13 protein-coding genes are annotated in these 13,417 nt (G+C 61.2%); 7 read left to right on the top strand and 6 right to left on the bottom strand.

The annotated features are described in order from the left end of the window. Positions 1 to 7: 7 nt before the first annotated feature. Entirely contained in the window at positions 8 to 1,555 is a 1,548-nt protein-coding gene (locus BLU25_RS12470; RefSeq protein ID WP_016783288.1) for an AhpA/YtjB family protein, read from the bottom strand. 132 nt (positions 1,556 to 1,687) lie between these two features. On the opposite strand from BLU25_RS12470, the gene serB reads away from it, so the two are divergent. Continuing rightward, a complete protein-coding gene (gene serB / locus BLU25_RS12465; protein ID WP_016783289.1) occupies positions 1,688 to 2,902 on the top strand; it encodes a phosphoserine phosphatase SerB in 1,215 nt (404 codons plus the stop codon). A gap of 116 nt (positions 2,903 to 3,018) precedes the next feature. Here the strand turns inward: serB and asd are convergent, their stop codons facing one another. The 3 genes from asd to BLU25_RS12450 are packed head-to-tail and all read right to left on the bottom strand — an operon-like array spanning position 3,019 to position 6,299. Then, the gene (gene asd, locus BLU25_RS12460) at positions 3,019 to 3,885 is read right to left on the bottom strand and encodes an archaetidylserine decarboxylase (RefSeq protein ID WP_016783290.1); all 867 of its coding nucleotides are present in this window, start codon (positions 3,883 to 3,885) and stop codon (positions 3,019 to 3,021) included. A 9-nt stretch (positions 3,886 to 3,894) separates the two neighbouring features. Next, positions 3,895 to 4,722 (bottom strand): rhodanese-like domain-containing protein, encoded by an 828-nt coding sequence (locus BLU25_RS12455; protein ID WP_016783291.1) that lies wholly within the window; start codon positions 4,720 to 4,722, stop codon positions 3,895 to 3,897. 38 nt (positions 4,723 to 4,760) lie between these two features. After that, positions 4,761 to 6,299, bottom strand: a complete 1,539-nt coding sequence (locus BLU25_RS12450; protein WP_016783292.1) for an HDOD domain-containing protein — start codon at positions 6,297 to 6,299, stop codon at positions 4,761 to 4,763. 152 nt (positions 6,300 to 6,451) lie between these two features. Here BLU25_RS12450 and motA point away from each other — a divergent pair, with 152 nt between their 5' ends. Both motA and motB read left to right on the top strand, forming a co-directional pair. Beyond that, positions 6,452 to 7,303, top strand: a complete 852-nt coding sequence (motA, locus tag BLU25_RS12445) for a flagellar motor stator protein MotA (protein ID WP_016783293.1) — start codon at positions 6,452 to 6,454, stop codon at positions 7,301 to 7,303. 3 nt (positions 7,304 to 7,306) lie between these two features. Then, positions 7,307 to 8,284 carry a flagellar motor protein MotB gene (motB, locus tag BLU25_RS12440; protein WP_016783294.1) on the top strand — a complete coding sequence of 326 codons (978 nt, stop codon included), beginning with the start codon at positions 7,307 to 7,309 and terminating at the stop codon, positions 8,282 to 8,284. A 107-nt stretch (positions 8,285 to 8,391) separates the two neighbouring features. Here the strand turns inward: motB and rsgA are convergent, their stop codons facing one another. Then, positions 8,392 to 9,423 carry a small ribosomal subunit biogenesis GTPase RsgA gene (rsgA, locus tag BLU25_RS12435; protein WP_016783295.1) on the bottom strand — a complete coding sequence of 344 codons (1,032 nt, stop codon included), beginning with the start codon at positions 9,421 to 9,423 and terminating at the stop codon, positions 8,392 to 8,394. 106 nt (positions 9,424 to 9,529) lie between these two features. Between rsgA and orn the strand changes: the two genes are divergently transcribed. Together orn and BLU25_RS12425 are read left to right on the top strand one after the other, a co-directional pair. After that, the gene (gene orn / locus BLU25_RS12430) at positions 9,530 to 10,072 is read left to right on the top strand and encodes an oligoribonuclease (protein ID WP_016783296.1); all 543 of its coding nucleotides are present in this window, start codon (positions 9,530 to 9,532) and stop codon (positions 10,070 to 10,072) included. Positions 10,073 to 10,256: 184 nt separating this feature from the next. Continuing rightward, the gene (locus BLU25_RS12425; protein ID WP_016783297.1) at positions 10,257 to 10,868 is read left to right on the top strand and encodes a trimeric intracellular cation channel family protein; all 612 of its coding nucleotides are present in this window, start codon (positions 10,257 to 10,259) and stop codon (positions 10,866 to 10,868) included. An 83-nt stretch (positions 10,869 to 10,951) separates the two neighbouring features. Here the strand turns inward: BLU25_RS12425 and queG are convergent, their stop codons facing one another. Next, the gene (gene queG / locus BLU25_RS12420) at positions 10,952 to 12,034 is read right to left on the bottom strand and encodes a tRNA epoxyqueuosine(34) reductase QueG (RefSeq protein ID WP_016783298.1); all 1,083 of its coding nucleotides are present in this window, start codon (positions 12,032 to 12,034) and stop codon (positions 10,952 to 10,954) included. Between the two features lie 62 nt (positions 12,035 to 12,096). On the opposite strand from queG, the gene BLU25_RS12415 reads away from it, so the two are divergent. Together BLU25_RS12415 and tsaE are read left to right on the top strand one after the other, a co-directional pair. Further along, entirely contained in the window at positions 12,097 to 12,957 is an 861-nt protein-coding gene (locus tag BLU25_RS12415; RefSeq protein WP_016783299.1) for an NAD(P)H-hydrate dehydratase, read from the top strand. Further along, positions 12,945 to 13,415: a tRNA (adenosine(37)-N6)-threonylcarbamoyltransferase complex ATPase subunit type 1 TsaE gene (gene tsaE, locus BLU25_RS12410; protein ID WP_016783300.1), complete on the top strand. Its 471-nt coding sequence runs from the start codon at positions 12,945 to 12,947 to the stop codon at positions 13,413 to 13,415. The genes BLU25_RS12415 and tsaE overlap by 13 nt, the downstream gene beginning before the upstream one ends. The last annotated feature ends 2 nt before the right edge of the window (positions 13,416 to 13,417 follow it).

The raw sequence follows: 13,417 nt of genomic DNA, 5'->3' as shown, positions 1-13,417 counted from the left end.
CTCTTGGCTACCCACGACTCTCATGCATCCGCGCCAGCTGGCGCTCCAGCATCGAAGGGTAGGGCTCCATCAGGCGCTCGACACAGCAGGCGCCTTCAGGGCTGGCAATCGGGCGGATGCGCGCACGCTGGCGGATCAACGGATCGTCGCTGATCTTGCGTTCCACCAGCAGCAGATTGCGGCTGTGTTGCGACAGTGCCAGCGCATCTTGTGCCGTTTCAGTCAGCAGCAGGTCGATCTGGCTGATGCCGCTCAAACCTTCGCCCAGTACCAGGCCCAGCTGCAATTGCAGGGTGATGCCGCTGTCTGCCACTTCGATCTGCAAGGCATGGCCCAGGGCCCGCAGCAGCTCGCCGCAGCAAATGGCGTTGGTCAGGTAGTCGTCGCCGCTGTCTTCACTGTGGAACAGCATCAGCGTACTGCCATCGTTAAGTGTGTGCAGTTCGCTCTGGTACAGCGAGGCCGCCTGGTTCAGGCAGTCGCGGTAGCGCTCCAGCAGTTCCATCAGGCGGGCGCGGGGCAGGCGGCGCAGTTGTTCTTGCGCGCCAAGTTGCACGGCCAGTACGGCGCAGGGCTGTGGCGTTGCCGGGCTAACCGGTTTCGGCTTGACCAGTGCGGCCGGGGCGGCACTCGTGCCGGTATCGCGCAGGTCGGCAAACGGGTCTTCGTCGTCGTTGTCGTCTTCAGCGGTGCTGATCACCTGGCGCGGCACCGCTTTGGGTGCAGGTACAGCCGGGGTCTGGTCGAACGACGGATCGCTCAGGTTGCGTACTTCGAAGGTCGGCTCGTTGTCTTCAGCTTCTTCGTAGTCGCTGTCGTCGTAGTCTTCTTCCGGTTCTGGCTCGGGTTCTGGCTCTGGTGCCGGTGGGGCAAGGCGCGAGTGAAGCTGACGGGCCAGATCACCGATCTCGTCCTGGCGCTGAATGGCCGGGGTATAAGGATCGGGTTCGCGCAACCAGACCCGCAGTTGCAGCAGGGGCGTGGTGATATGACGGCCCAGGCGCAAGCTCAGGGCCAATGCCAGGGCCAGCAGGATGGCCGCCAAAATGCCCATGCTCTGCAGGCTGATGGTCATCGGCTGTTCGAACTGGTTCATGTCCAGGCTGATGCGCAGGTGCCCGGCGGTCACATCCTGAAAGGTGATCTTGGTCTGGTACAACCCCTGGGTTTCGCCCAACAGGCCGTTTTTGGGGCGCTGCCCGGCTTCGGCGAGGATGCGGTTATCCACGCTATAGATAGCTGCGTGGGCTACCAGCGGGTTTTTGGTCAGGTTGTTGAGCAGCACGTTGAGGCTGAGGATGTCGTTGGACACCAGCAGCTCGGTCGCCGAAGTGGCGGTTTGCGTGGTCAGGCTCTGGCCCAGGGCGTCGGCCTGCTCGTGCATGGCCTGCTTGAATTGCAGGCCCATGACCACGGCATAGATGACCAGCGCCAGGGCGACCAGAATCACGTTATGGCTGGCGATACGCAGAGCAAGCGGAACGCGGCGATCACGCAGGGCCCGGAAGATCAGCAGGAAGAAATTATCGGTTTTGACAGGCGATGGCCGGTTCACTGAGCGCGGCTCTTAGTCCGTTAAGTTGGTGCGCAGTATAGCGAGCAGCCTAGAGGCGGCAAAGCCTTGGCGGTGCCCGATGGTCACTGAAAGTGGGTAGAATGCGTTTTTTTTAGCGAATGGGGGTGTGCCTTGCGCGAAATCGTCCTGATAAACATCACCGGTGAGGACCGTCCGGGTCTCACTGCGGCCATTACCGGTGTACTGGCCAGCAATGGTGTGAATATTCTCGACATCGGTCAGGCCGCCATCCATGGCGTTTTGTCGTTGGGTTTTCTGGTGGAAATTCCACACGCCGAGCAAGTCTCGGCAGTGCTCAAGGACCTGCAACCCCTGATCGCCCAAGAGGGCCTGCAACTGCGTTTTGACCCGATCAGCGAAGAGCATTACCAGCGCTGGGTCAACGAGCAAAGCCAGACCCGTCATGTGGTGACCCTGATGAGCCGCCAGGTTACGGCCCATGAGCTGCAGCGTGTGACATCGGTGATCAGCCAGCACGGTTTGAACATCGAGCAGACCGATCGCCTGTCCGGCCGTGTACCGCTGGATGCACCGACCGAAGCGAGCAAAAGCTGCATCGAGCTGCGTGTATGCGGCGAGCCTGCGGACATTGACGCCCTGCGCGCCGAGTTCTTCAACCTGGCCCAGGAGCTGGGTGTGGATATTGCCCTGCAGGAAGACACCCTGTTCCGTCGCAACCGCCGCCTGGCGGTGTTCGACATGGACTCGACACTGATTGAAGCCGAAGTGATCGACGAGTTGGCCAAGGCCGCCGGCGTGGGTGAGCAGGTAGCGGCCATCACCGAGCGCGCGATGGCCGGTGAGCTGGACTTCAAGGCCAGTTTCAAGGAGCGCATGGCGCTGCTCAAAGGGCTGGACGTGGGCGTGCTGGATGCCATCGGTGCTTCACTGCGCCTGACCGAGGGCGCCGAGGTGTTGTTCGCCGAACTTAAGCGGCTGGGGTACAAAACCGCGATCCTGTCCGGTGGTTTCACCTACTTCGCCAAGCAGGTGCAGGCCAAGCTGGGCATCGACTATGTGTTTGCCAACGAGCTGGAAGTGGTGGACGGCAAGGTGACCGGGGTTGCAGTCGAGCCGATTGTGGATGCACAGCGCAAGGCTGACTTGCTGCGCGAACTGACGCAAAAGGAAGGCTTGAGCCTGGAGCAGACCATTGCGGTCGGTGATGGCGCCAACGACTTACCGATGCTGGCGATTGCCGGGCTGGGTGTGGCATTCCGTGCCAAGCCGCTGGTGAAGAAGTCGGCCAAACACGCGATTTCGACCCTGGGTCTGGATGGCGTGCTGTACCTGCTGGGCCAGCGTGATCGTAACAGCCAGGGCTAAAACAGCCCTGTAAATGACCTGTGGGAGCGGGCTTGCTCGCGATGCTGACACCTCGGTGCATCTGATTCACCGAGGTGATGCAATCGCGGGCAAGCCCGCTCCCACACGGTTTTGGGTTATTCGGCGTGCGCCGGTGCGCCCATTTTCTGACCCATCATCACCGGCGTTCCTGCCGCCAGGCCTTCGGCCCATTTCACCTGATCCGCGCCAAACAGCACGATTGCCGTCGAACCCAGTTTGAAGCGACCCAGCTCGGCACCTTTCTCCAGGTGGATCGGCGCACGCGCAGCTTCGTCGTAACGGAAGGTTTTCAGCTCGCGTTTCGGCGGGGTGACCAGGCCGGCAAACACGGTTTCAATCGATGCCACAATCATGGCACCGACCAATACCACGGCCATCGGGCCGCGCTCGGTGTCAAAAATGCACACGGCGCGTTCGTTGCGGGCAAACAGTTCCGGCACGTTTTCGGCGGTAGTCTGGTTGACCGAGAACAGGCGGCCCGGCACGTAGATCATCTCGCGCAGGGTGCCGGCCAGAGGCATGTGAACGCGGTGGTAGTCCTTGGGCGACAGGTAAATGGTGGCGAACTCACCGCCCATGAACTGCGCCGCAACGGCCGGGTCGCCGCCGACCAGTTCCAGCACGCTGTAGCTGTGGCCTTTTGCCTGGAATACACGGCCGTGTTCGATCGGGCCCAATTGGCTGACGGCGCCATCGGCAGGGCTCAACACCGCACCCGGGGTTTGATCCAGCGGGCGCGCGCCGTCTTTCAGGGCGCGGGTGAAGAAGGCGTTGAAGTGCTCGTAGGCGGTTACGTCTTCAACCAGGGCCTGGGACATGTCCACTTGATAACGCTTGGCGAACCAGCTGGTGAACGCATTTTTGAACCAGCGTACGCGGCATTCGGCAATGCAGCCTGCCAGGCGTGACAGCAGGTGATGCGGCAGCAGGTACTGGCTGAGGAGGAACAAACGCTTTTTCATTCAAGATCCTTAATTTTTTACAGGTAGCTCGACGGGGGTGTCGGGGTGGTTGCCCCATTCGCCCCAGGAGCCGGCGTAGCCTTTGACGCGCGGATAGCCGAGCGCTTTGGCGACGAGATAAGTAAAGCCAGAACGGTGGTGGGTCTGGCAGTGGGTAATCACTTCTTTGTCTGGCGTGATGCCCAGGTCCTTGAGGATCTGGGCCATGTCTGTGCGGATACGCAGGCTGCGGGTTTTATCCATGCCGGCGGTCCATTCCAGATGCTTCGCCCCGGGGATGTGCCCGCCCTTGGCTGCCAGCACTTTTTCACCGGTGTATTCGGCTTCGCTGCGCGCATCCCAGATCGCCAGGTCAGCAGCGCCCAGGCGGCTTTGCAGGTACTCGCGGGTTGCGGTGGGTTCGTCATGCAGGGTCAGCGAAAGCTGAGCCGTGGCTGCGTCCGGGAGGTAATGGCTCAGGGCCAGACCTTCAGCAATCCAGCTGTGAATGCCGCCATCCAGATAGTGATAAGCCTTGTGGCCGATGACATCCAGCAACCAGATAAACCGCCCGGCCCAACCACCGCCTTCGTCGTCATACACCACATAGACCGCGTCTGGCCTGTGGCCCAGCTCACTGAACAGCGCTTCCAGCGCCGCCTGCGTCGGCAGCAGGCCGGGCGCCGGTGGCAAGCCCAGTTGCGTACGTTTCGGGTCGACGAAGCGAGCCCCCGGAATATGCCCGGCTTCGTAACGCGCAACGCTGGTCAGGTCGACCAGGATCAGTTCGGGAGCGTCGAGCCGGGCAAGCAGGTCGCGCGGTTCAATCACTAACGGCAAGCCAGAGAAGCCAGGCATGTGAAGCCTCCAGAGCAAAAAAGGGGGGGATTGTAGCGCTAGCGCCCGCGACTACTAAAGCTATTCAGGGCTTTCTCGATGCATTGGGCGGTTTTGCCAAATGCCTGCACGCTGGTTTCGGAAAACGGCCCGCCGCCCTGGTCCGCGAGGATCAGCATGACTACGCGGCCGTTGTTGCTCAGCGAGCGTAGCAGCAGATGCTCGCCGGGGAACAGGCTGCGCAGGGCGTAGGGCAAGACGGCGGAGATCACCGCGTTGTTTTCGGGCGTCAGGCGCACTTGCGCAGGTTGTGTCATCAAGCGTTGCAGTGCGGTGCTGTCGCTGATGTTCACACTCAGGTCGAAGGCCGTTTTTGCCAGCCCGGCAATCTGGTTAACACTCAGGCTGGTCGAGGTTTTGTCAGCCATCAGCAGCATGACCCGGCGCATGCCGCAGGCCACCAAGGCGTCGCGGGCACAGGTGGTCAGGTGCATGGGGTTGGTGAATGCGCTGGGTTGTGCCAGCAGTTGCCCGCAATGCCTGCGCCAGGCAACCAGTGATTCGGCCGAGGGCGGCGGGGCAGCCAGCGAACTGTGCCCGCTGCGGCGCGCATCCCACGGCCAGAGCAATGCCTGGGCCGGGTGCCAAAGGTCGGGGGTGGAGTGATAGCGCGCGCTGCTAGCGGCCTGTTGATGCGCTTGCTGCTGGACTTCGTCCAGTGGCATTTGCAGGTACAGGCTGGTGACGTACTGCCAGCGCAGGTTGTGCGGGCTGTCCCAGGCCTGTTGGGCCGACAGTGCAAGGCAGTTGGCCAGCAATACGCTGTTGGCGGGCTGATTGAGCCAGCGCCGCAGCGCGGGGTCGGCGTCCAGGTGTTGTTGCTGGCGCAGCGGGTGATGGCTGTCGCGGGCAATATGCAGCACGTTGACCAGGGTGCGGCGCTCTTCGGTGATCACGGTGTAGCCGTGCATCACCCAGGCGGGCAGGCGCCACAGCTCGGCCAGGGTACGGCAGATATCAAACAGCGGTACGCCAAACAGCTGCAGCTCGACTTTTTTGGCGCATTCATTGTGCTCGACCACCCGCCGTTCCCAGGCTTCGAGCAGCTGTGGGTGGGTGAGTGCCAGGGCCCACAGCGGCGACAGAAACAGCAAACTGCCCCAGTAGATTTCCTGCCAGAGCCGCGCCAGGCGGTTGCCGAACAAGCCTATGGCCTGTTGCGCCGCGTGTTGGCTGATCAGCTGGATTTGCCGGTAGGCCAGCGGGATATCTTCTATCGCCAGCGCGGGTACGCGTTCGAGCAACGCCTGGGTGCGCTTGAGGCCCAGGCGGTTGATGGCCACTTCAAGGCTTTCGGCAGGCTCGCTCAAGCTGCTTTGCGCTTGCTGGTTGGCCTCGCGTATCAGCCTCAGCGCCAGCGCCGGGCTGTCCTGCATGACTTCGGCAATTTCGCGCAACGAGCGGCGACTGTCATTGATTGTCTTGAAGACCCGAGCATGGCTGGCTTGCGGGATCGGCAGGTCGACTGCGTCCAGGTGGGCCGCCCAGGCATCCAGGGTGGTGGGTGTTGATGTCGGTGCGCTGGTTTCGTTGGCCATAATGGGGACGCGATGATCATCCAATGTGGGGGTCGAATGGCTTTTCGGCTCTACCGGCTATAGTCTGGCGCAGATTCGCCGATAAGGAGAAGAAGAGTTTTAGCTACGCTGGAATATGACCTTGAACCGACCCAAGAAGTACTTTTATATCTATGGCTAAAATTATCGGCATCATCGTCGTGTTCGCGAGCGTGCTCGGCGGATACGTGCTTTCCCACGGCAAGATCGGCGCACTGATCCAGCCGTTCGAGGTCTTGATCATCGGCGGCGCGGCCTTTGGCGCATTCCTGCAGGCCAACCCCGGTTACATGACCATGCATGTGATCAAAAAATCACTGGGCATGTTCGGTTCGCGTTTTTCCCACGCTTTTTATCTGGAAGTGCTGGGCCTGGTTTACGAGATTCTTAACAAGAGTCGTCGCGAAGGCATGATGGCCATCGAGAGCGACATTGAAGACGCGGCCGCCAGCCCGATCTTCGCCAAATACCCCACCGTGCTTAAAGATGAGCGCATGACCGCGTTTATCTGCGATTACCTGCGCATCATGTCATCGGGCAACATGGCCCCCCACGAGCTTGAGGGGCTGTTCGACATGGAGCTGTATAACCTCAAGGAAGAGCTGGAGCATCCTTCCCACGCCGTTACCGGGATTGCCGACGGCATGCCGGGCTTCGGTATCGTGGCCGCGGTACTGGGTATTGTGGTGACCATGGCCTCGCTGGGCGAAGGCGACCAGGCGGCCATCGGCATGCACGTTGGTGCCGCGCTGGTAGGTACCTTCTTCGGTATTCTGGCTGCTTATGGTTTCTTCGGGCCTTTGGCAACGTCTTTGGCTCACGATGCCAAGGAAGAACTCAACGTGTACGAAGCGATCAAGGCCTCACTGGTGGCTTCGGCCTCGGGCATGCCGCCGTCGCTGGCAGTCGAGTTTGGTCGCAAGGTGCTGTACCCCAAGCACCGGCCCAGTTTTTCCGAGCTGGAACAAGTGGTTCGCGGTCGCTGATCTATGGAAAACAACCAGCCCATCATCATCAAGCGCGTAAAGCGCTACGCCGCAGGCCATCACGGTGGCGCCTGGAAAATCGCCTTTGCCGACTTCGCCACGGCGATGATGGCGTTCTTTCTGGTGATGTGGCTGATGACAGCCGCCACGCCTGAGCAAAAGATCGCCATTGGCGGTTATTTCAAGGACCCGATCGGTTTCAGCGAAAGCGGCACGCCCTACGTTATCGACCTGGGCGGCACCCCTGCGCTGGCGCCGGAAAAAACCCTCAACCCCGAAGAAAAACTGCAGCCCCAGCCCGACAAAATCAAGGTCGATGCCGAGCAGGCTGAAAGCATGGCCGAGCAGGTTGAGAAAGAGCGCCTCGAACTGTTGCTGCAAGAGTTGCAGAACAAGGTTGAAGAAAACCCGCAGTTGCGCAAGTTCAAGGACCAGCTGCTGTTTGAAATTACCCCGGACGGCCTGCGTATCCAGATTATGGATGCCGAAAACCGGCCGATGTTCGATGTGGGCAGTGCGCGGCTCAAGCCGTACTTCGAAGATATTTTGCTGGCAATGGCGGACACCATCAAGGCGGTACCGAACAAGGTCAGCATCAGCGGCCACACCGATGCCATGCCTTACGCGGGCGGCGGTGATTACGGCAACTGGGAATTGTCGGCCAACCGTGCCAATGCGGCGCGGCGTGCGCTGGTGGCAGGCAGCTACCCGGATGGGCAGATTGCGCGGGTGGTGGGGTATGCGTCTTCAGTGCTGTTCGACAAGGCCAACCCTTACAACCCGGTCAACCGTCGTATCGACATTGTGGTGCTGACCAAAAAGGCCCAGCAGGCAATTGAAGGTGAGCAGGGCGCGGAGGTGGTCAAGCCGCAGGAACTGCCCAAGGCGGTCGACCCGATCAAGTTGCCCGCCGACAAACAGCCGCTGCCGATGCATGAAGAGCGCCAGAAGCTGAATCTGTTTGACGACAAGGCACCATAAACACTGTGGGAGCGGGCTTGCTCGCGATAGCTTCGGCGCGGTTCTACTGAACAACCGCGTCGTTTGCATCGCGGGCAAGCCCGCTCCCACAGAAGCCGATCCGGGCTTTAGTAGCTGCTTTCAGGCAAGCTGGCAATGATCGAGCGATAGCTGTTCATGCGCTGTTGCTGCACGCGGCCATCTTCCAGGGCCATCAGCAATGCACAGCCCGGCTCGCGGTCGTGTTTGCAGTCGCGGAAGCGGCAACGGCCGATCAGGTCGTTGAACTCGATAAAGCCCGCCTCGACATCGGCACGGCTGACGTGGCCCAGGCCGAACTCACGAATACCCGGGGAGTCGATCAGATCGCCGCCGCCCGGGAAGTGGAACAGGCGCGCCGTGGTCGTGGTGTGCGTGCCCTGGCCGGAAATCTCGGACAGCGGCCCGACCCGCAGGTTGACCTCAGGCAGCAGGCTGTTGACCAGGGACGACTTGCCCACGCCCGACTGACCCACAAACACACTGATATGGCTGTCCAGTTGCGCCTGCAACTGCTGCATGCCATCGCCGTGATGCGCCGACACTTCCAGCACCGGATAACCCAGTTGACGATAAACCCCCAGCAACGCATTCAGCGCCGGTGCGTTTTGCTCGTCGATCAGGTCAGCCTTGTTGAGCAGCAGCAGCGGGCGAATCCCGGCATGCTCGGCGGCCACCAGATAACGGTCGATCAGGTTGGCGTGCGGCTCGGGCATGGGCGCGAACACAATCACGATCATGTCGACGTTGGCCGCAACCGGCTTGAGCTGGCCACGGCTGTCGGGGCGGCACAGCTCGGTCTTGCGCGGCAACTGGGCGACGATCACGCCGATGCCCTGGTTGCCGGCACGCCACACCACGGTGTCACCGGTTACCAGCGCGGGCAGGTTGGCGCGCAGGTGGCAACGGAACATCTGGCCTTTGAGCTCACCTTCCTGGGCTTCGACTTCGACCTGCACACCAAAGTGCGCGATCACCAGGCCGAGTTGCTCGGGGCCTAAATCGCCGCCTTCAAGCGCTTCGACGGCACTGGATTCGCGTTTGGCGGCGCGGGCAGCGCGCTCGCCCTGGATCTTTTCGATGCGCCAATTCTGACGACGGTTGAGCTGGCGTTTGGCCATGGGTGTTCCGTGTTGATAAAACGATAAGAAGGGTAAAACGCCGGGGAGTTTAGCACGAGGGCTGCGTGCCTAAGCTAAACTGCGCACCTAAGCACTGGAGGCCATTATGCAAAACGCGCAGAACCTGATCTGGATCGACCTGGAAATGACCGGTCTGGACCCTGACAACGACGTCATTATCGAAATGGCCACCATCGTCACCGACAGCAACCTCAACACCCTGGCTGAAGGCCCGGTGATCGCCATCCACCACAGCGATGCCGTGCTGGCGCGCATGGACGAGTGGAACACCCGCACCCACGGCGGCAGCGGCCTGACCCAGCGGGTCAAGGACAGCACCACCACGATGGCCGAAGCCGAAGCGCAGACCCTCGCGTTTCTGGAGCAGTGGGTGCCCAAAGGCAAATCGCCGATCTGCGGCAACAGCATCTGCCAGGATCGTCGTTTCCTGTACACCCACATGAAGGCCCTGGAAAGCTACTTCCATTACCGCAACCTGGATGTGTCGACACTCAAGGAGCTGGTAGCACGCTGGGCCCCTGAAGTACGCGACAGCCTGGTGAAAAAGGGCACGCACCTGGCACTGGACGACATTCGCGAGTCGATTGCCGAGCTGCAGCACTATCGCAAGCATTTCATCAAATTCTAAGCTGCCCTTGATTCCCCTGTAGGAGCGGGCTTGCTCGCGATGCAAACGACTCGGTACATCTGCCCAACCGCAGCGAAGCCATCGCGAGCAAGCCCGCTCCCACAAAGAGCTGTATTTGCCGCCCCCTTTTGGTGCCAATGCCAACTGAGAGTAGACTGCGCGCCTTCTTGCAAGGATCGCTGCCATGTTGCTGATGCTTTACTTAGTTGCCATTACTGCCGAAGCCATGACCGGCGCGCTGTCTGCCGGGCGTCGGGGCATGGACTGGTTCGGGGTGGTGCTGATCGCCTGCGTCACTGCCCTGGGCGGTGGCTCAGTGCGCGACGTGCTGCTGGGGCATTACCCGCTGACCTGGGTCAAGCACCCGGAATACCTGGTGCTGACCACGTTTGCCGCGCTGGTGACGATCTTTATCGCGCCCTTGATGCGCCACCTGCGCTCGCTGTTTCTGGTGCTCGATGCCCTGGGGCTGGTGGCATTTACCCTGATCGGTTGCATGACCGCCCTGGAAATGGGCCAGGGCATGCTGGTGGCTTCGGTGAGCGGGGTGATTACCGGGGTGTTTGGCGGCATCCTGCGCGACATCTTCTGCAACGACATCCCGCTGATCTTCCGTCGCGAGCTGTATGCCAGCGTGTCGTTTGCTGCGGCGTGGTGTTTCTTGCTGTGTACTTATATGGAGATGCCCAACGAACAGGCGATTTTCGTCACCTTGTTCGGCGGGTTGCTGCTGCGCTTGCTGGCGATACGCTTTAACTGGGAAATGCCCAAGTTCGTTTATAACGACGAACACTGACAGCCCCCGAAGCCCCTCACCCTAACCCTCTCCCGGAGGGAGAGGGGACTAAAGGCGAAAGCAGATATGTGTAACGCCACAAATCAGCTCTGGGATGAGGGCAAACGGTTTGCATGCTGCCTGAGCGCCCACTCCACATGCTCGCGTACCAGTTCAGACGGGTAATCGCGCCGCGCATTCAGGGCTTCGAGCACCGGGATCGTCGACGGCGCATTGCCCAGGCCCACGGCCAAATTGCGCAACCAGCGCTCATACCCCGCCCGGCGCAGCGGCGAACCTTCGGTGCTGCTCAAAAACTTGTCTTCATCCCACATAAACAGCTCGGCCAGCCCGGCGTTGTCCAGGTTATGCCGTGGCTTGAAGTCACCTTCGCCGGTGGTGCGGGCAAAGCGGTTCCACGGGCAGACGATCTGGCAGTCATCGCAGCCGAACACCCGGTTGCCGATCATTGAGCGCAGTTCTTCAGGGATCGCGGTTTTCAATTCGATGGTCAGGTACGAGATGCATTTGCGCGCATCCAGCACATAAGGCCCGACAAAAGCATTGGTGGGGCAGATGTCCAGGCAGGCAGTGCAGCGCCCGCAGTGTTCGGTCTCGTGGGGGGCGTCGACCGGTAGCGGCAAGTCGACAAACAGCTCGCTCAGGAAAAAGTAGCTGCCCGCCTTGCGATTGAGCACCAGGGTGTTTTTGCCGATCCAGCCCAGGCCGGCCTGCTGGGCGATGGCCTTTTCCAGTACCGGGGCGCTGTCGACAAAGGCGCGGAAGCCAAACGGGCCGATATCCGCCTGAATGCGGTCGGCCAGTTGCTGCACGCGCTTGCGGATCAGCTTGTGGTAATCACGGCCCAGGGCGTAGCGCGATACATAGGCTTTTTCCGGTTGGGCCAGCAATTGCGCCATATGGGTGTCGCCGGGCAGGTAGTCCATGCGCAGCGAAACCACGCGCAAGGTGCCGGGCACCAGTTCGTCGGGGTGCGAGCGTTTGCTGCCGTGGGCAGCCATGTAGTCCATGTCGCCGTGATAGCCAGCATCGAGCCAGCGTTGCAGATGGTGTTCGTGTTCTCCCAGGTCAAGGCCGGCGATGGCGACTTGTTGAAAGCCCAGCTCGCGGCCCCATTCCTTGATGGACTGGGCGAGAGCGGGGAGGTCGGCAGTAATAGCAGGCATGGGACAAGAGAAACCGGAGCTGAGATGCGTATAATTCTGCCAGACATCGGAGCCCAAGACGCATGCCGCAGACCAAACACCTGTTAACCGAACCCCAGGCCCTTCGCGCAGACCACCTGGCGCGACTGCCCGCGCGTGACCCGGCCGCCCATAAAGGCCAGTTCGGCCATGTGCTGCTGGTGGGTGGCGACCGCGGTTTTGGCGGCTCGATTACCCTGAGCGCTCAGGCGGCACTGCGCTGCGGCGCGGGCCTGGTTTCACTGGCCACGCGCCCCGAGCATGTGCCCGCCGCCCTGGTACGTGTGCCCGAGGTGATGACCCTCGGCGTGTCGTCGGCCAATCAGTTGATGGGCGTGCTGGCGCAGGCTTCGGTGGTGGTGGTCGGGCCGGGTTTGGGGCAGGCCCCCTGGGGGCGCAGCCTGTTGTCGGCGGCGGCCCAGGCAAAAATCCCGCAGGTGTGGGACGCCGATGCGCTTAATCTGTTGTCCAACGCAGTCATCGCGCTGGCGACAGGCTCGGTGATCACCCCGCATCCGGGGGAAGCTGCGCGGTTATTGGGTATTACGACTGCGCAAGTGCAGGCCGATCGCCCGGCTGCGGCCAGGGCGTTGGTTAAAAAATACTCAGTGGTGTGCGTCCTTAAAGGGGCGGGTACGCTGATCGCAGGGCTGGATGGCAAGTTGGCCATCTGCAATCACGGTCACCCGGCAATGGCCACGGCCGGTCTGGGGGATGTGCTGGCAGGCGTGATTGGCGCGCTGCTGGCTCAGGGCATGAGCGCTTTTGATGCGGCGTGCCTGGCGGTGTGGCTGCATGCCCGCGCCGGCGAACAACAAGGACAATTGGGCCGTGGGCTGGCGGCCAGTGATTTGATTCCAGCCATTCGTCAGTTGTTGGAGGAACACGCACCGTGCACGAAATAACACTGCAACTGGCCGACGAAGAGGCCATGACCGCATTTGGCGCACGTCTGGCCACTGTCACCCAAGGCCACGGCCTGATCTTTCTGGACGGCGACCTGGGCATGGGTAAAACCACCCTGTCACGCGGCCTGATTCGCGGCCTTGGCCATACAGGCTCGGTGAAAAGCCCGACCTTCACATTGGTTGAACCCTACGAGATTGGCGATATTCGGGCCTTTCACTTTGACCTGTACCGGCTGGTTGACCCCGAAGAGCTGGAATATATGGGGATTCGCGATTATTTCGACGAAGACGCCCTATGCTTGATCGAGTGGCCCGATAAAGGTGCAGGCTTTTTGCCAAAGCCTGACCTGACCATTACCATTAGGCCGCATAACACCGGGCGTTTGCTGACGCTGACGCCCCAAGGTTCTCGTGGCGAGTCTTGGTGTGCCGCATTGGCGCCGGAATACAAATAATG

It is taken from the genome of Pseudomonas fragi (genome assembly GCF_900105835.1).
Classification (GTDB): domain Bacteria; phylum Pseudomonadota; class Gammaproteobacteria; order Pseudomonadales; family Pseudomonadaceae; genus Aquipseudomonas; species Aquipseudomonas fragi.
The sequence above is the reverse complement of the archived record's forward strand: the minus strand, read 5'-3'. Positions and strand labels throughout refer to the sequence as shown.

Coding starts and splice junctions, on each gene's coding strand:
- BLU25_RS12450 (WP_016783292.1), bottom strand. CDS start 6,299: ATGGCCAACGAAACCAGCGCACCGACATCAACACCCACCACCCTGGAT.
- BLU25_RS12415 (WP_016783299.1), top strand. CDS start 12,097: ATGCCGCAGACCAAACACCTGTTAACCGAACCCCAGGCCCTTCGCGCA.
- BLU25_RS12455 (WP_016783291.1), bottom strand. CDS start 4,722: ATGCCTGGCTTCTCTGGCTTGCCGTTAGTGATTGAACCGCGCGACCTG.
- queG (WP_016783298.1), bottom strand. CDS start 12,034: ATGCCTGCTATTACTGCCGACCTCCCCGCTCTCGCCCAGTCCATCAAG.
- BLU25_RS12425 (WP_016783297.1), top strand. CDS start 10,257: ATGTTGCTGATGCTTTACTTAGTTGCCATTACTGCCGAAGCCATGACC.
- rsgA (WP_016783295.1), bottom strand. CDS start 9,423: ATGGCCAAACGCCAGCTCAACCGTCGTCAGAATTGGCGCATCGAAAAG.
- motA (WP_016783293.1), top strand. CDS start 6,452: ATGGCTAAAATTATCGGCATCATCGTCGTGTTCGCGAGCGTGCTCGGC.
- motB (WP_016783294.1), top strand. CDS start 7,307: ATGGAAAACAACCAGCCCATCATCATCAAGCGCGTAAAGCGCTACGCC.
- asd (WP_016783290.1), bottom strand. CDS start 3,885: ATGAAAAAGCGTTTGTTCCTCCTCAGCCAGTACCTGCTGCCGCATCAC.
- orn (WP_016783296.1), top strand. CDS start 9,530: ATGCAAAACGCGCAGAACCTGATCTGGATCGACCTGGAAATGACCGGT.